Annotated in this window: 12 protein-coding genes and 1 tRNA gene; 3 read left to right on the forward strand and 10 right to left on the reverse strand. The window is 63.3% G+C overall.

What is annotated here, in order from left to right:
• Nucleotide 1 precedes the first annotated feature (1 nt).
• The 9 genes from JHW45_RS12570 to phaC all read right to left on the reverse strand — a co-directional run bounded on the left by JHW45_RS12570 (nucleotide 2) and on the right by phaC (nucleotide 10,955).
• On the reverse strand, nucleotides 2-3,121 hold the full coding sequence (locus JHW45_RS12570; protein ID WP_272857949.1) for a type I restriction endonuclease subunit R: 3,120 nt from the start codon (nucleotides 3,119-3,121) through the stop codon (nucleotides 2-4).
• Nucleotides 3,118-3,822 (reverse strand): abortive infection family protein, encoded by a 705-nt coding sequence (locus tag JHW45_RS12575; protein ID WP_272857950.1) that lies wholly within the window; start codon nucleotides 3,820-3,822, stop codon nucleotides 3,118-3,120. The genes JHW45_RS12570 and JHW45_RS12575 overlap by 4 nt, the downstream gene beginning before the upstream one ends.
• Nucleotides 3,822-5,156, reverse strand: coding sequence for a restriction endonuclease subunit S (locus JHW45_RS12580; protein WP_336385789.1), 1,335 nt, complete (start codon nucleotides 5,154-5,156; stop codon nucleotides 3,822-3,824). The genes JHW45_RS12575 and JHW45_RS12580 overlap by 1 nt, the downstream gene beginning before the upstream one ends.
• Complete coding sequence (locus JHW45_RS12585; RefSeq protein ID WP_272857951.1) at nucleotides 5,146-6,981, reverse strand: type I restriction-modification system subunit M; 1,836 nt, start codon at nucleotides 6,979-6,981, stop codon at nucleotides 5,146-5,148. Before JHW45_RS12585 ends, JHW45_RS12580 begins: the two co-directional genes overlap by 11 nt.
• A gap of 12 nt (nucleotides 6,982-6,993) precedes the next feature.
• On the reverse strand, nucleotides 6,994-7,176 hold the full coding sequence (locus JHW45_RS12590) for a type II toxin-antitoxin system Phd/YefM family antitoxin (protein WP_272857952.1): 183 nt from the start codon (nucleotides 7,174-7,176) through the stop codon (nucleotides 6,994-6,996).
• A gap of 392 nt (nucleotides 7,177-7,568) precedes the next feature.
• Nucleotides 7,569-7,658, reverse strand: a tRNA-Ser gene (locus JHW45_RS12595).
• 40 nt (nucleotides 7,659-7,698) lie between these two features.
• On the reverse strand, nucleotides 7,699-8,379 hold the full coding sequence (gene phaR, locus JHW45_RS17980; protein WP_419181799.1) for a polyhydroxyalkanoate synthesis repressor PhaR: 681 nt from the start codon (nucleotides 8,377-8,379) through the stop codon (nucleotides 7,699-7,701).
• Nucleotides 8,380-8,545: 166 nt separating this feature from the next.
• Nucleotides 8,546-8,998 carry a Phasin gene (locus JHW45_RS12605; protein ID WP_272857953.1) on the reverse strand — a complete coding sequence of 151 codons (453 nt, stop codon included), beginning with the start codon at nucleotides 8,996-8,998 and terminating at the stop codon, nucleotides 8,546-8,548.
• 187 nt (nucleotides 8,999-9,185) lie between these two features.
• On the reverse strand, nucleotides 9,186-10,955 hold the full coding sequence (phaC, locus tag JHW45_RS12610; RefSeq protein WP_272860611.1) for a class I poly(R)-hydroxyalkanoic acid synthase: 1,770 nt from the start codon (nucleotides 10,953-10,955) through the stop codon (nucleotides 9,186-9,188).
• 582 nt (nucleotides 10,956-11,537) lie between these two features.
• Here phaC and phaZ point away from each other — a divergent pair.
• Both phaZ and JHW45_RS12620 read left to right on the forward strand, forming a co-directional pair.
• Nucleotides 11,538-12,872, forward strand: a complete 1,335-nt coding sequence (gene phaZ / locus JHW45_RS12615; protein WP_419181800.1) for a polyhydroxyalkanoate depolymerase — start codon at nucleotides 11,538-11,540, stop codon at nucleotides 12,870-12,872.
• A gap of 69 nt (nucleotides 12,873-12,941) precedes the next feature.
• Complete coding sequence (locus tag JHW45_RS12620) at nucleotides 12,942-13,424, forward strand: pyridoxamine 5'-phosphate oxidase family protein (RefSeq protein ID WP_272857954.1); 483 nt, start codon at nucleotides 12,942-12,944, stop codon at nucleotides 13,422-13,424.
• 62 nt (nucleotides 13,425-13,486) lie between these two features.
• On the opposite strand, the gene JHW45_RS12625 is transcribed toward JHW45_RS12620, so the two are convergent.
• Nucleotides 13,487-14,227 (reverse strand): alpha/beta fold hydrolase, encoded by a 741-nt coding sequence (locus tag JHW45_RS12625; RefSeq protein WP_272857955.1) that lies wholly within the window; start codon nucleotides 14,225-14,227, stop codon nucleotides 13,487-13,489.
• 149 nt (nucleotides 14,228-14,376) lie between these two features.
• Between JHW45_RS12625 and thrS the strand changes: the two genes are divergently transcribed.
• Entirely contained in the window at nucleotides 14,377-16,323 is a 1,947-nt protein-coding gene (gene thrS / locus JHW45_RS12630; RefSeq protein ID WP_272857956.1) for a threonine--tRNA ligase, read from the forward strand.
• The last annotated feature ends 183 nt before the right edge of the window (nucleotides 16,324-16,506 follow it).

A 16,506-nucleotide genomic window follows, 5' to 3' on the forward strand; every position in this document is an offset into this window, starting at 1 on the left:
CTCAATTCGCCCAACCGGCGGAAAGCAACGCCGCCTGCTCAAGCACCGTCTGCGTGGCCTTCTCCTGTTTATCTGGCGGATACCCGTATTTCCGGAGAATCCTCTTGACCAGAACTCGCAATTGCGCGCGCACATTCTCACGCATGGTCCAATCGATGGTGACGTTCTTTCGGACGGTCTCCACAAGTTCGCGTGCGATGCCGCGAAGCGTTTCATCGCCGAGAACCTGCACAGCGCTGTCGTTGGTCTCGAGTGCGTCGTAGAAAGCTATTTCGTCCTCGGTCAGACCAAGTTCTTCGCCCCGAGCTGCGGCTTCGCGCATGTCACGCGCCAGTGCGATGAGTTCCTCGATGACCTGCGCCGCCTCGATGGCGCGGTTCTGATAGCGGCGCAGGGTCTGTTCCAGCATCTCCGCGAACGATCGTGCTTGCACGACGTTCTTCCGGCCCCTAGTCTTGATCTCTCCCTTCAGAAGTTTTTGCAGCAGTTCGACCGCGAGGTTGCGCTGCGGCATTCCCCGTACCTCGGCCAGGAACTCGTCCGACAGGATCGAGATATCCGGCTTCTCAAGTCCCGCAGCCGCGAAGATGTCCACCACGCCTTCCGGGTTCACTGCACGCGAGATGATCTGCCTTACGGCATGATCCAGTTCCTCTTCCGGTCGGGCATCTCCGGGAGCGCGTTTGGCCAGAACAGCTTGCACAGCTTGGAAGAACGCGACGTCATCGCGGATCCGAATTGCCTCGTCGTGCGGCACCGACAGTGCAAAAGCTTGTGACAGCTCCCGGACTGTCCGGAGGAACCGATCCTTTCCGTTGTCCTGGACGAGGATATGTTCCTGTGCCGGCGGAAGCAGGCTCAACCGTTCCTGCGGCGTTCCAGTCGTCCACAACGACCAGTTGAAGCCGTGGAAGAGTGCGCTGCACACCTCGTGCTTTTCCAGCATCAAGGCGACCGCCTCGTCCTGATCGAGCGCAGTCCGTCCCGTTCCGCCGCTTTCCGTATAGGTCGCCAGCGCCTGTTTCAGCTCCTGCGCCAGGCCGAGATAGTCGACAACCAGTCCGCCTGGCTTGTCTTTGAAGACGCGGTTGACCCGAGCGATGGCCTGCATCAGCCCATGCCCTCGCATGGGCTTGTCGATGTACATCGTGTGCAGGCTGGGGGCGTCGAAGCCCGTCAACCACATGTCGCGCACGATCACGAGGCGAAACAGATCCTTCGGATTGCGGAAGCGGTTCGCCAATGCCTCGCGGCGCGGCTTGTTGCGGATGTGGCCCTGCCAGTCGAGTGGGTCGGAAGCGGAGCCTGTCATCACCACTTTCATTGCGCCTGCTTCGTCTGCTTCGTCGTGCCATTCGGGACGAAGCTTGGCAATTTCGCGGTACAATTCCACCGCGATGCGACGGCTCATGCAGACGACCATCCCCTTGCCGTCCATCACCTCCAGGCGCTTTTCGAAATGCTCCACGATATCGCGCGCAACCAGCTCCAGCCGTCTGTCCGCTCCAACGACGGCCTCGAGCTGTGCCCATTTCGACTTGAGCTTTTCCTTGCGCTCGACTTCTTCGCCTTCGGTCGCCTCCTCGAACTCGGGATCGATCTTCGGCCGCTCGGCCTCGTCGAGCACCAACTTGGCCAGACGGCTTTCGTAATAGATCGGCACCGTCGCGCCGTCCTGTACGGCACGCTGGATGTCATAAATACTGATGTAGTCGCCGAAGACCGCCCGCGTGCTGGCATCCTGCAGTTCGATTGGCGTTCCGGTGAAGCCGATGAACGAGGCGTGGGGCAGAGCATCGCGCATGTGCCGGGCGTAGCCGTCGATGAAATCGTACTGGCTGCGGTGCGCCTCGTCCGCGATGACCACGATGTTGCGCCGCTCCGACAGGGTCGGGTGCCGATCGCCTTTCTCTTCAGGGAAGAACTTGTGGATCGTAGTGAAAACGACCCCGCCTGCTTCAACCGCCAAGAGGTCGCGCAGGTTCGCTCGGGAATCCGCCTGCGAGGGTGGTTGTCGGAGCAATCCGGCGCAGCGGGAGAAAGTGCCGAAGAGCTGATCGTCGAGATCGTTGCGATCGGTCAGCACCACGACGGTCGGGTTTTCCATCGCCGGTTCACGGATGATCCGTCCGGCGTAAAACGCCATGGTCAGGCTCTTGCCCGAGCCTTGGGTGTGCCAGACGACGCCGACCCTGCGGTCGCCGGGCTTGCCCCCACGCCGCCCGCTGTCTTCACCGGACACGGCTCGCACCATCTCAGCCGCGCGCAGCGTTTCGCCCACTGCCGCCTGCACGGCGTGGAACTGATGGTACCCAGCCATCTTCTTAATGACACGTCCGCCATCGTCCTCAAACACGATGAAGTCGCGGATCAGATTGAGAAAGCGCTGCTTGTCGCACAAACCTTCAATCACGACCTGCAGTTCTGGCAGATGCGTATCGGCCAAAGCTTCGCCCGCAATAGTGCGCCAAGGCTTGAACCACTCCCGCCCAGCACCGACGGCGCCGACGCGAGCCTCCACGCCGTCGGAGGCGACCAGCAGCGCGTTGGTCGCAAAGAGCGACGGCACCTCGGCCTGATAGGTCTGGAGCTGCTGGAACGCGCTCCAGATCGTCGCATTCTGGCCAGCCGCGTTCTTCAACTCGATCACTCCGAGCGGAAGACCATTGACGAATAGCACCACGTCAGGACGGCGAGCGTGCTTGTTCTCAGCCACGCTGAACTGGTTGACGGCAAGCCAGTCATTGGCCTCGGGCCGGTCGAAGTTGATAACGCTCGCCTGCGCGCCGCGGATGGCCCCGTCGACATCGCGATACTCAACGGCGACACCGTCCACCATCAGCCGGTGCAGTGCCCGGTTCTGCAGGATCAGCTCCACGCCTTCTGGGCGGAGAAGCTTACGAAGGGCGTCTTCGAGTGCCTCGGATGGCAGCTTCGGATTGTTCCGCGCCAAGGCGTCTCTCAGGCGACGTTCGAGAGCGACCTGCCCATAATTGTCGCGTTCGGCATCCGGCTCACCCGGTGCGATCTCTGCGCCATTGACGACCTGCCAGCCAGTGCTCTCCAACCAGGCTAGGGCTGCCTGCTCGACGACGGATTCCGTTACGCCCCGTTCGATCATGGCTGGGCCTCCTCATCAGCCGGAGCCTCGGCGTCGGCGTTGTTGCCATCGAATTCGGCGAGGTAGATGCGGTACGTCTCCGGCTCCATTCGGAACAGCACCTCGCTCGCGCTGAAGAGAGCTTCGCGGATCTGGATCGGGCCGACTTCCTCATCGAGTGATGCATTGAAGGCCGCTCCGTCCTCAAGACTGGGACCCGCTGGGGCTGGCGGCGTGCGATCCTGCCGGTGGACGCGGTGAAGGAAGCCGACGATGGCGTCGGCCGCCTCGGCCGCGAGCAAAGCCTGGACCGCCTCCATGACCGGGCGCGGCTCTCCCGCACCGTGCGAGGCGAAACCGCACTGATTGCGCAACTCGCAGATGCCTTGGATCGCCGTACTCAATCCGGCGAGTGTCTGGGCCAAGCTCTTGCGCACCTCGGCCGCATCACTTGCGGTTGGAGGCAAGAATGGAAGATTTTGCGTGGCAGATTTGAACAGCTTTGGCAGGTCGTCCGTGGCAGTGTATGCCACCGAGCGTTCGCCAAGAACGGCGCGGCAGGTGCTTTCGACCAGCGTCTTGGCGAGATCGAAGGCCAAGCCGGGGTTCTCCACCACCGCCTGCTCGATCCCCTTCACCTGTTCCTCGATATGCACGAGGCCCGCCGACATGGCGTCGCGGGCGCCGTGCATGACAAAGGGCTGAGGCGCAGGCGCAGCCATCACAACACCCGGTCGAGGAAGGTTTCTGCGTCCTTCACGCGCAGATCGCCGGAGATAAGCTGGGGCAGCAGCGTGTCGCGGAGGGCGGCAAGTGAACGGGACTCCAAATCGATCTGAATTGCGCGCTCAACTAACGGAGATACTGCGGGTCCAAGATCAGCGAGAACATCGTCCGGTGGGCAGTTCGTCATAGCGGCCTGCAAATGACCACGCTGGATGTGGCCCATCGTAGTCGCCTTGAATGCCGCAATTCTCTGGAATTCTTCGAGATGCATCTGAACCCATTCAGAAAAGAACCAGGCAGGATACCGATCCGACGTCACCTTGAAGAGGTGCTGGTTGAGGGCGCCATCACCTTCCGTCCAGAACTTGGCGAGCAGGCTCCCCGACCACGAGAACAGGAAGTCTCCATCCTTCACGAGATACTTTTCCGGCGCGTCGCGCGATGCCCTGTCGCTTTTCGCCGACACGCCGTTCCGCAGCTCGGCAATCTTAATGACGGGCAGACTGTCGGCCGGATCGCTCGCCGGGTACTTCTGCAGCGCGAGGCCGTTCAAGAAGTGTGCGATCTCCGACAGCGGCTTCACCTCCCACCCTTCCGGAACCTCGCCATATTGGGTCTCGATCAGCCGGTCGGGGAAGAGGGTCGCGAGGTCTGGGGGGAGGCCGGGATTGCGGCCTTCGGCCTTGGCGCGGACTGGCTCGAAATCGACGAACCAAGCCTTGAACAGCGCCCGCGCAATCGCCCCCAACGTCGCGCCCATCCGCCGGTTCAGCTCGATCTTGTCGTCTACAGTCCCGAGGACATGCGCGATGGCCCGTTGTTCGGGCAGCTCAGGATAGGCAACCTCAAGGTTCTCTAAATCGCGCTTGGTGACATGACCAAGCCCGGTCGTCTGCTTGTTCCTCGCGATACCGACGAAATTGGGTTTCAGGTAGCGAAGCAGGTAGTAGAAAAAGACCGCATCGATGCCTTCTTCGGGCGTTACGCGAAACACATGCTGGTTTAGCCAGCCTTCCGGGCCACGCCACCAGAACGCGTCAATCGAGGTTTCGGGCTGCCCGGACCAAGAGAAGAGAAGATCACCTGGGCGCACACGAACGGACTCGTCGAACGTCTGCTGCGTGAATTTCGTTTGGCCGCTGAGACCACCCTTGATCTCGGCAATCTTGATCACCGGCCGTCCCGTTGTCGTGAACTGTACATCTTTAAAGGCAATTCCGTTTACCCAACGAGCCATGGAATGCAGAGCGCGTGGCGTCCAGTGTTTGGGAAAGGTTGGGTGGTAGAGCCATCCTCGGTTCACGGCATCTTTTCGGACCTCACCCGCCATACCCAAGCTCCCGCAGATTGGCGGCGATGGCGGCGTCCAGCCGGGCGGCCTCTGCCTGCTGCGCGCGAAGGTCAGCGACCAGCCGGGTCATCTTGTCGGCGAAGGGTTCGTCGTCTTCGACTAGGGCCTCGGCGCCGACATAGCGGCCGGGGGTCAATACGTGCCCGTGCTTGCGGACCTCCTCCAGCGGAGCCGCCCTGCAGAAGCCGGGGATGTCCTCGTAGGCGGTCAGGCCGTCCACCGCCTCGGGCGGCACGTCGTTCTCGCCGCGCCAGAGGTGGTACATGCCGGTGATCCGGGCGATGTCCTCATCCGACAGGTCGCGATGCGTGCGGTCGACCATGAAGCCCATCTTGCGGGCGTCGATGAACAGTATCTCGCCGCGCCGGTCGCGGAACTTGTGGTTCTTTCGGTCACGAGCGAGAAACCACAGGCATGCAGGGATCTGTGTCGAATAGAAGAGCTGCCCCGGCAGCGCGACCATGCAGTCGACCACGTCCTCCTCGATCAGCTTCTTGCGGATCTCGTCCTCGCCCGACTGGTTCGACGACATCGAGCCGTTCGACAACACGAAGCCCGCAACGCCCCCCGGCGCGAGGTGATGCACGATGTGCTGCACCCAAGCGTAGTTGGCGTTGCCCGCAGGCGGTTCGCCATACTGCCAACGCTTGTCGCCACGCAGCCGCTCGCCGCCCCAATCGGAGATGTTGAAGGGAGGGTTGGCGAGGATGAAGTCGGCCTTCAGGTCGGGGTGGCGGTCGTTGTGGAACGTGTCGCCATGGGCGATCTGCCCGTCGATGCCCCGGATGGCGAGGTTCATCTTGGCGAGCCGCCAAGTGGTGTAGTTCGACTCCTGCCCGTAGATCGAGATATCGGCCTTGGCCTTGCCGCCATTGCCGTTGCCGTTCCGGTGGGCGTGGATGAACTCCATCGACTGCACGAACATGCCTGACGAGCCGCAGCAGGGGTCATAGACCCGGCCACGATAGGGCTCCAGCATCTCGACCAGCAGCTTGACGACGCAGCGAGGGGTGTAGAACTCGCCGCCCTTCTTGCCCTCGGCGCTGGCGAACTGGGACAGGAAGTATTCGTAGACGCGGCCGAGCACATCCTTCGCCCGGGCTTCCGCGTCGCCGACCTTTATGTTCGAAATCAGGTCGATGAGCTGACCGAGCCGGGTCTTGTCGAGCGCGGGGCGGGCGTAATCCTTGGGCAGCACTCCCTTCAGCGCCGAATTGTCACGCTCGATGCCCGTCATCGCGTCGTCGACCAGCTGGCCGATGGTGCTCTGCCGTGCCTGCGCCTTGAGATGCGCCCAGCGCGCCTCTGGCGGCACCCAGAAGATGTTCTCGGCGCGATACTCGTCGGGGTCTTCCGGATCGGCGCCTTGGTCGCGCTCGGCTTCCAGTGCTGCGTGCTTTTCCTCGAAGGCGTCGGAAATGTATTTGAGGAAGATCAGCCCAAGGACGACGTGTTTGTATTCCGCCGCGTCCATGCTGCCGCGCAGGGCATCGGCCATCCGCCAGAGCTCAGCTTCGTAGCCGACATTGGCCGCCGAGGTGTTGGGGCGGGCCGCCCGCACCTGCCGGTCGACTTGGGCGGCTTGCGCGGCCGCAGGGATGGCACCACCTTCCGCGGCGATGGTCACGGAGCCGCCACGTCCACGACCAGGCACGATTGCGCCATCGTCGATCAGAGCCTGCTTGACCTCGTCGTAAGTGACTTCATTCCAGCCGAGTGTCTCGCGCAGCTTTCCATTCCCTGCCGAGCCGCCAAGTGCGGTCAGCGCTGCCAGGAACCCCTCTTTGTGCGCCTGCTCGGCCATCGTCTCTTCCCCTCAGTTCTGCTGCGGCTTGCCGGACGATGTGTCATCCAGTGCCTTCAGCCGTTTGAATTCTTCCACGGCCACGACCACCACGACCGGGCGGCCGTGTTTCTCGATCACCACCGGCTCGGCCCGAGCAGTGTCGATGAGCAGGCCGAACTGGTGCTTCGCGTCCCGTGCGGACATGGCCTTCATGGCATTGCTCCCCGCTTTGGGTCACAATGGACAAAAGAGTCCGATTTCACAATCCGGAAGTTGTTGGGAGCGATGGCCATTGCTGCGACGATTCAAGGCCATGTTGATGCGCCAGGTCCCGCGAACGGGCGTTGGATTTCAGGTGCTTTCGGTAAACGCCCCTGACATCGAAGTGTCTAGCGGCGACGCTCGAAAACCATCGTCTTTCCAATACCTTGAAGAAAATTCACCAAATTGGCGCAGTCATCAGGTCCAGAGAATATTGGCCCTGAGAGAACGCTTTTGAGGCTCCGGCCACCGGCGTCGGTGCTCAGCCCCTCCCGCATAACCCTCGAAAAAAACGGAAAAATCCGGCCGTAGCCGGATGGGGAGAACGCTTTCGTGAGGGCAAGTGGCGGAGCGAGAGGGATTCGAACCCTCGAGACGGTTTCCCGCCTACACGCTTTCCAGGCGTGCGCCTTGGACCACTCGGCCACCGCTCCGACGGGGCTGGGTCTAGCCTGTGGCAGGCGGGGGCGCAAGTCAGAGGTTGGAAATTCGCTTTTGAAGTTCGGCCAGCTGGCGGCGGATCTCGTTCATGTCGCCTGCGTCGGAATCCTCGGTCGGGGCGGCAGTCTTGTCGGCCGCCGACCTGGCGGTTTTTGCCGGCCGCTTGCGTTCCGGGTGCGTCGCCGGATCGTCGGGCGGCGTGGCGCCCTCTGCATCGGGATCGTCCGCATCTGCCTCGCCCGCCTCGTCGGGTTCGGGGCCGGAGGCGCCGCCGCGCCAGCCGCCCATCATGGCCTTGAGAAAGATCCGCTGCTGGCGCTGCATCGCGTCAAAGCCGGGCATGCCGGCCATGGGCCCGGACATGGTGGTCATGTTTTCCATCAGCTTCGACTGACCCTCGCGCAGCATCTCGAAGCTGGCGGCAAGGAATTGCGGCACCACCGACTGGGCGCTGGTCGTATAGCTGCGTACCAGATCGGTCAGCACGTCGATCGGCAGGACGTTCTCTCCCCTGCCCTCGTGCTCGGCGATGATCTGCAGAAGATACTGGCGCGTCAGGTCGTCGCCCGATTTCAGATCGACGATCTTGACCTCGCGCCCGTCGCGGATGAAGGCCGCGATGTCGTCCAGCGTGACGTAGTCGCTGGTCTCGGTATTATAAAGCCGCCGGCTGGCATAACGCTTGATCAGCAGCGGCTTGGCATCTGCCACCATGTGCGGCCCCATTTGCAATTCCGTTGCCCCATGATGGGTGCAGCATGCCGAAAAGGCAAAGAGAAATTGCGCCTGTTTCGCGGTTGCGAAGGCGCTGCGCCAGGGTCGCAACAGGAAAAAGGGGCGGTCGCCCGCCCCTTCTTCGTATCTTCAAGACTGCGGCGAATTACTTCGCGGTGGCAGCCGAGGCTTTCTTCACGGCAGCCTGCGTGTCGCGCGAGGCTTTTTCGGCGGCCTTCTGCGCGTCCGACGCCATGTCCTTGCCGGCGGTCAGCATCAGGTCGACGGTGTCCATCTGGACCTTCTTCGCGACTTCGGCGAAGGCGGCCATGTGCTCGGCGGCCAGTTCGGCCGAGGCCGAGGCGTAATCGCTGAACGATTTCGCGTATTCCGACGGCTCTTCCTTGACGACGGCCAGCTCGCCCATGCGCGAGATGCTGTCCTTGGCCCACTGGGCCGAAATCTCGGTCGAACGCTCGGCGGCGCCCAGGGCGACGCGAGCCAGTTTTTCGCTGAGGACGCTTTGCGATTTCATCGCTTCCTGCACCGACGAGGTGTCGATCGGGAAGTTCGCCATCATGTCCTGGTAGGTCTTGGTGAAGTCGGGGGTCTTTGCCATCTCGGTTACTCCTTTTCGTCACGGCGGTGGAAAGGTCGATCACTCAGCCGCGGTTGATTTCCGTAACGCCAATATGCATGCTGCAGCGCGGCATTTCAAGCGTTTTCGCTGCGATGCAGCAAAAAATTGCCGACGCGGAACCCGGTTCCGCGCAAGCAATTGAGACCGCACGATTTACAGATCCGGATCAGACCGGGCGTTCGTGCACATAGGTGCCGGGCGCCGGCACGATCTCATCCCTGGGTTCGCGTGCGGGCACCATGCTGCCGGCCCGTTCGGCCAGCCATTCGCCCCAACGCGGCCACCAGCTGCCCTCGAAGAAATCGCCCGATTCCCGCCACGCCTCATAATCCGTGTCGAAATCGGTGCCGCCGGCATAATGGCCGTATTTCTTCTTGCTGGGCGGGTTGACGATGCCCGCGATATGGCCGGACTGGGACAGGATGAAGTTCTTTTCCTTCGATCCCATCGCGGCCACGCCGCGCCAGCAATCCTTCCACGGCGCGATGTGGTCGGTTTCGCACGCGACCGCGCACAGCGGCACCTGCACGTCCGACAGATGCAGCCTTTCGCCCATCAGCTCGATCCCGTCTTCGGCGAATTTGTTCTGCTGGCACAGCAGGCGCAGATACTGCATCGCCATGCGACCCGGTAGGTTGGTGCTGTCGCCGTTCCAGAACAGCAGATCGAAGGCGGGCGGCGTCTCGCCCAGCATATAGCTGCGGATCGCCGGTCCCCAGACCAGGTCGTTGGCGCGCAGGAAGCTCATGGTGCGCGCCATCAGCGGTGCGCGCAGCAGGCCGTGTCGCTCGACCTCTTCGGTAATGCCCGAGACGAAATCGTCCTGCAGGAAGGTGGTGAATTCGCCCTGATCGGAAAAATCGGTCAGCGTGGTGAACAGCGTGGCCGCATTCACACGCTGATCGCCGCGATGCTTCATCAGCGCCAGCGTCAGCGACAGGGTCGTGCCCGCGATGCAATAGCCCACCACGTTCAGCTTGGGCTGATCGGTCACGGCCAGCACCTTGTCCATCGCGTCCATGAAGGCGTCGATGTAATCCTCCATGCCCTTGTCGGCATAGCTTTGATCGGGGTTCTTCCAGCTGACGATGAAGACGGTGTGCCCCTGTTCCAGCAACCAGCGGATCAGGCTGTTCTGCGGCTTGAGGTCCAGGATGTAGAACTTGTTGATCCACGGCGGAAAGATCAGCAGCGGGACGGCGTGGACCTGATCGGTGGTCGGCTTGTACTGGATCAGCTCATACAGCGGCGTGCGGTGCACGACGCTGCCTTCGGCGGTGCCGATATTCTCGCCCACCGTGAACGCGCCCCTGTCGGCCAGCGACACCAGCATCTCGCCGCCGTTCTGTTCGACATCGCGGACCAGGTTTTCCAGACCCTGCACAAGGCTTTGGCCCTCGGTCTCGACGGCCTTTTCCAGCGCATCGGGGTTCGTGGCCAGGAAATTCGTGGGCGCCATCATGTCGATGACCTGCTGCGTCAGCCAGTCGACGCGGCGGCGCGCGACCTGATCGGGCAGGTCCAGCTCGTTGGCGGCATCCAGCAGGGCGCGGGCGTTGATCTGGTACTGCTTCTTGACGAAGTTGAAATAGGGATGGGTCTGCCACAGCGGATGCTTGAATCGCTTGTCGTCGGGGCCTTCATCCTCGGGGGCGGTCAGGCTGCCGCGGGCCAGCGCCATCTGCGCGCGCGTATAGTGTTTCAGCGTCTCGCCCCAGTAATTCACCTGCTGTTCGATCACCCGCGCGGGTTGTTCGGCCAGCGCCTTCATCCAGGCATTGGCCGCCGTCATCATCAGGTCCGGGCCGGGGGATTCGACGCCGGGATTGGGCAGGCCGCGCGAGCCAAGCGCCGAGACCAGCCGGTGGCCCAAAGCCTCGATCCGTTCGATGTTCTCGGCCAGCCGCCGCGCGGTCGGCGCACCGCCGGCCAGCATCAGCTGTTCCACAGCCTCGGCGGGCGTCGCGGCGAATTTTCTGCCGTCGGATGCGGTATCGCCCTGCGCCTCGCTGGCGGTCGAGGATGCGGCTTTTTCCAGCTGCACCTCGGGCGATTTGGGCGCATCCCTTTGCCGGTCGTCGCGCGCGGATGCGGCCGCTGCGCCGTCCGGCCGGGGCGCCTGTTCCGTCTGCTTCTGCGCTGCAGCATCGGACTTGGCGGACGCGGCCTTGGCGGTTCCGCCCGCAGCCTTTCCGCGCCGCTTGGGCGTGGACTTGGCCGCAGCCGATTCCGGGGTCTTTCCGGCAGCCGCCTTGCGGCCGCGCGCAGCGGTCCCGGCCTTCGCCTGATCGGTTTCTGCGTCGGCCTTCAAGGGCTTTCCGGATGTTGTTCCAGAACCCTTCCGACCCGCGGTTTTTTTACCCTGATCATCCGTGTTGCTTGCCATGGCCTGATTTCCCCCCTACATACGGCCCCATGATATGCGCAGGGCGGGCACAGCGTAAACCCGGCTTTTGCCGATGCGCGCCACACCGCAGGATGTGCAAACCGTCGCCGCGACGCAGCAAATGGTGGGTTAATGTCGACCAAGGGGATCAAGGGAATCGTGTCTTATGACGCGATGGAAACGATTCGGAACACCAATGAATGGCTGGGCGCGACCGCCAGGGCACTGGCGTCCTATCCCGCATTCGCGCTGATCCCGCATCCCGGCATCAAGCTGATGAGCGCGTGGGGCCGTGTCACCGAACGCAGCTTTTCACGCATGGTGATCAAGCCCGACTGGGAAATCCCGCCCATCGCCGGCGAGGAAGGTCAGGACCACATCGTCCATGCCGAACCGGTCGTCCGGCGGGCTTTCGGCGATCTGGTTCATTTCCGCGTCGCCCGCCGCGAAACCAGCCCGCGCAAGGTGCTGCTGGTCGCGCCGATGTCCGGGCATTATGCGACGCTGCTGCGCTCGACCGTGACCTCGCTGCTGCCCGATTGCGACGTCTATGTGACCGACTGGCACAATGCGCGCCACATTCCGGTCAGCGAAGGCAAGTTCGATATCGAGGATTATACCGGCTATCTGGTCGATTTCATCCGCCATCTGGGACCGGACACCAACGTCATCGCCGTCTGTCAGCCCGCGCCGCTGGCGCTGGCCGCGACCGCGATCCTGGCCGAGGAAGACCCCCGGTCGCAGCCCCGCACCCTGACCCTGATCGGCGGGCCGGTCGATCCCGACGCCGCCGCGACCGAGGTGACCGATTTCGGCAACCGCATGACCATGGGAGAGCTGGAGCATCTGGCGATCCAGTCGGTCGGCTTCAAATATCGCGGCGCGGGCCGGATGGTGTATCCCGGTCTGGCGCAGCTGTCGTCCTTCATCGCGATGAATTCCGAAACCCATTCGCGCGCCTTCATCGACAAGATCTTCAACGAGGCGCGCGGCACCGCCTCGGAAGGCGACCGGCACAACCGGTTCTACGACGAATATCTGGCGGTCATGGACATGACGGCGGAATTCTATCTGTCGACCGTGGACCGCATCTTCAAGAAGCTGGAAATCGCCCAGAACCGGTTCAGCGTGAACGGCAAGCCGGTCGATATCGGCAAGATCACCGATGTCGCCATCATGACGGTCGAAGGCACGAAAGACGACATCTCGGCCCCTGGCCAGTGCGTCGCTGCTCTGGATCTGTGCACCGGCGTCCCGGCCGAGAAGAAACACCAGCATCTTGAACCCGGCGCGGGCCATTACGGCATCTTCGCCGGCAAGTCCTGGCGTCTCAACATCCGCTCGGTGGTCCTGGACTTCATCGACGAACACATGGCCGTGCCGGACTCGATCCGGCCCAAGCGCCGCCGGGCGCGCAGCGGCGGTGCAGTGGATGTCGGTGACAAGGACCGCAAGATGGGCGTCTGACCGGGAACCGGCAACGCCCGGCCCCGGTTGTTCCTGCGAAGATCGCATCACGCGATCCGGAGGAACGAGATGACTGACCTGAACGAAATGCGCGCCCGGTTCTGGGACCGGCTTGGCGACATCAATGCCGGGATGCTGGGGCTGGCGGAGGACATGCGCCTTGTCCCGATGTCGCATTACGCCGACCGCGACGAATCGGCGCTGTGGTTCATCACCGCCAAGCAGACCGAACTGGCCGAGGCCGCCGCCCAGGGCGCGCGCCCTGCCCTTCACGTCGTGTCGGACGGGGATGAGGGGCTGTATGCCCGGATCGAGGGCGAACTTGCCCTGTCGGACGACCGTGACAAGCTGGACGAGTTGTGGAACGCCGTCGCCTCAAGCTGGTTCGAGGATGGCAAGCGCGACGACGACGTGCAGCTGATGCGCTTTACCCCTTCAAGCGCCGAGATCTGGGTCACCGGCGGCAGCGTGGGTTTCCTGTATCAGATCGCAAAATCTAAGATCACCGGCGACAAGCCCGACATGGGTGAACATCTGACGATCATCTTCTAAGGCGTTCGGGATCGTCCGGCCGGCCGACTGGCCGGTCCGGACCGGTCGTGCGCGCCAAGGGATCAGCCCGCCACATCCTCGATCGACCGGGTAATCAGCGACAGGCATTCCGGCGTCGAAAACCGGTGATCCGCGCCTTTCACCAGCGTAAGGCGGATATCGTCGCCCCGGGCGTGATCCAGCAGGCGCAGCGCCCAGTCCATCGGCACATCCGCGTCCGCCGTTCCCTGCAACATGCGGACGGGGAACGGCAGGCGCAGGGGCTGGTTCATCACCAGTCGTTCACGCCCGTCTTCGATCAGGCGGCGGGTGATGACATAGGGCTGATCGTCATACTCGCTTGGCACCTCCAGCCGGCCGTGGCGCATCAGCGTGTCGCGCTGCGCCTGATCGAACCCGGCCCAATAGCCGTGTTCGGTGAAATCCGGTGCGGCGGCGACGGTCACCAGCCCGGCCACGCGCTGCGGCAGGGCGCGCGCCAGAAGCAGACCGATCCAGCCGCCCATGCTGGACCCGACCAGAACCTGCGGCCCGTCGGTCAGCGATTCCAGCACCGCGCGCGCATCCGCCGCCCAATCGCCGATGCTGCCATCCTCGAAACTGCCGCTGCTGTCGCCGTGGCCGGAATAGTCGAAGCGCAGAAAGCCGCGCCCCGTGCGCTGCGCCCAGTCCTGAAGATACATGGCCTTGGTGCCGGTCATGTCGGATTTGAACCCGCCCAGAAAGACGACCCCCGGCCCCGTGCCGGCGAGGTGGCGATAGGCGATGCGGCGTCCGTCGCCGGTGGTCAGATACTGGCTCATGCGCGGTCCCCGTTCCTTGTCCTTGAATGGCGGTCGCCCTGACAGGCGCGGCCTTATTCTTGACAGTTTTCGCGCCGGGGTCCATGTGTGCCGCCGACATACCCGCAGCCGGGCGTTCCGTGGGCGCCGAACCGACGAGGAGGACGTGAATGTCCCAGATTTCCCTTTCCTTTCCCGATGGCAGCTCGCGCGACTATCCCGCCGGCATCACCGCCGCCGAGGTGGCCGAAAGCATTGCGCCCAGCCTGGCCAAGCGCGCGATCTCGGCCAATCTGGACGGGCGGCATATCGATTTGGCGTGGCCGATCACCGACAGCGGCGCGATCACCATCAACACGATGAAGGACGATGCCGCCGCGCTGGAACTGATCCGTCATGATTTCGCCCATGTCATGGCCCGCGCCGTGCAGGAAATCTGGCCCGACGTGAAGGTGACCATCGGCCCGGTGCGCGATCAGGGGTGGTTTTACGATTTCGACCGCGACGAACCCTTCACCCCCGAGGATCTGGGCCGGATCGAGGCGAAGATGAAAGAGATCATCGCCGCCCGCGATCCCGTCCGCACCGAGATCTGGGACCGCGACCGCGCCATCGCGCATTACAAGGCGGCGAACGAACCCTTCAAGCTGGAACTGATCGACCGCATCCCCGAGGGCGAGGATGTGCGGATGTACTGGCACGGCGACTGGCAGGATCTGTGCCGCGGCCCGCATCTGCAACATACCGGGCAACTGCCCGCCGACGCGTTCCGGCTGACCCATGTCGCCGGTGCCTATTGGCTGGGCGATGCCAGCCGCCCGATGCTGCAACGCATCTACGGCGTCGCGTTCAGGAACCGCGAGGACCTGAAGGCGCATCTGACCATGCTGGAAGAGGCAGCCAAGCGCGATCACCGCAAGCTGGGCCGCGAGATGGAGCTGTTCCATTTCCAGGAAGAGGCGCCGGGGATGGTGTTCTGGCACCCCAACGGCTGGACGATCTATCGCGAGCTGGAGGCGTATATGCGCCGCCGCCAGATCGCCGGCGGCTATCGCGAGATCCGCACCCCGCAGGTCGTGGACCGCGTGCTGTGGGAAAAATCCGGCCACTGGGAGGCGTATCGCGAACACATGTTCCTGGTCGAGGTGGACGAGGAAGGCGCGCGCGAGAAGCGCATCAACGCGCTGAAGCCGATGAACTGCCCCTGCCACGTCCAGATCTACAACCAGGGCCTGAAATCCTATCGCGACCTGCCGCTGCGGCTGGCCGAATTCGGATCGTGCCACCGCTATGAAAGCTCGGGCTCGATGCACGGGCTGATGCGGGTGCGCGGCTTCGTGCAGGACGACGCGCATATCTTCTGCACCGAGGACCAGATCGAGGCGGAGTGCGCGCGCTTTCTGGACCTGCTCAGCTCGGTCTACGCGGATCTGGGCTTTCAGTCCTTCGACATCAAGCTGTCCACCCGCCCCGAGGTCAGGGTCGGTTCGGACGAGGTCTGGGACAAGGCCGAAAGCGCGCTGGAAAAGGCGATCCTGAACGTCCGCAACGATTACCAGGTCGATCCGGGCGAAGGCGCGTTCTATGGTCCCAAGCTGGATTTCAAGCTGACCGACGCCATCGGCCGCGAATGGCAATGCGGCACGTTCCAGGTCGATTTCAACCTGCCCGTGCGGCTTGAGGCGGAATATATCGGCGACGACGGGGCCAAGCATCGCCCGGTCATGCTGCACCGCGCCATCCTTGGCAGTTTCGAGCGGTTCATCGGCATCCTGATCGAGAACTATGCCGGCAAGCTGCCGCTGTGGCTTGCGCCGCGACAGGTCGTCGTCGCCTCGATCGTGTCGGATGCCGACGATTACGTGCACGAGGTCGTGGACGCCCTGCGCGCCGCCGGCCTGCGCGCCGAGGCCGACACCCGCAACGAAAAGATCAACTACAAGGTCCGCGAACATTCCGTGGCCAAGGTTCCCGCGATCCTTGCCATCGGCATGAAAGAGGTAGAGAGTCGGTCCGTATCGATGCGCCGGCTGGACCAGCAGGGAAGCCGGACCTTGTCGCTGGCAGAGGCGACAGCGGTTCTGAAGGACGAGGCCACCCCGCCGGACCTGCGCTGAAAAGCGCCAATGTGACGCAAGTCGGACACCTGCAGCGCAGCTTGCGGGTGTTTCCTGCTTGCGTTTCTTAACGAATCGTTCATCCTCTCATCTGCGTGAGCGAAGACTTTCTACCGCCTCCCTTCGAAGATGGGCAGCCGGAAGACCGAAAGCGGGCTGCACGGCCTGACGCAATCCTGCGTC

Origin of the sequence: Paracoccus stylophorae (assembly GCF_028553765.1) — a bacterium.
GTDB lineage: Bacteria > Pseudomonadota > Alphaproteobacteria > Rhodobacterales > Rhodobacteraceae > Paracoccus > Paracoccus stylophorae.

What these genes read in the sequence shown, in the direction of transcription:
- phaR (WP_419181799.1), bottom strand. Translation starts at nt 8,379, where the DNA reads ATGGTGGCAGATGCCAAGCCGCTGCTGATCAAGCGTTATGCCAGCCGG.
- phaZ (WP_419181800.1), top strand. Translation starts at nt 11,538, where the DNA reads ATGTCGACCAAGGGGATCAAGGGAATCGTGTCTTATGACGCGATGGAA.
- JHW45_RS12625 (WP_272857955.1), bottom strand. Translation starts at nt 14,227, where the DNA reads ATGAGCCAGTATCTGACCACCGGCGACGGACGCCGCATCGCCTATCGC.
- JHW45_RS12590 (WP_272857952.1), bottom strand. Translation starts at nt 7,176, where the DNA reads ATGAAGGCCATGTCCGCACGGGACGCGAAGCACCAGTTCGGCCTGCTC.
- JHW45_RS12580 (WP_336385789.1), bottom strand. Translation starts at nt 5,156, where the DNA reads ATGGCGGGTGAGGTCCGAAAAGATGCCGTGAACCGAGGATGGCTCTAC.
- JHW45_RS12585 (WP_272857951.1), bottom strand. Translation starts at nt 6,981, where the DNA reads ATGGCCGAGCAGGCGCACAAAGAGGGGTTCCTGGCAGCGCTGACCGCA.
- JHW45_RS12570 (WP_272857949.1), bottom strand. Translation starts at nt 3,121, where the DNA reads ATGATCGAACGGGGCGTAACGGAATCCGTCGTCGAGCAGGCAGCCCTA.
- phaC (WP_272860611.1), bottom strand. Translation starts at nt 10,955, where the DNA reads ATGCTGGCCGGCGGTGCGCCGACCGCGCGGCGGCTGGCCGAGAACATC.
- JHW45_RS12620 (WP_272857954.1), top strand. Translation starts at nt 12,942, where the DNA reads ATGACTGACCTGAACGAAATGCGCGCCCGGTTCTGGGACCGGCTTGGC.
- thrS (WP_272857956.1), top strand. Translation starts at nt 14,377, where the DNA reads ATGTCCCAGATTTCCCTTTCCTTTCCCGATGGCAGCTCGCGCGACTAT.
- JHW45_RS12605 (WP_272857953.1), bottom strand. Translation starts at nt 8,998, where the DNA reads ATGGCAAAGACCCCCGACTTCACCAAGACCTACCAGGACATGATGGCG.
- JHW45_RS12575 (WP_272857950.1), bottom strand. Translation starts at nt 3,822, where the DNA reads ATGGCTGCGCCTGCGCCTCAGCCCTTTGTCATGCACGGCGCCCGCGAC.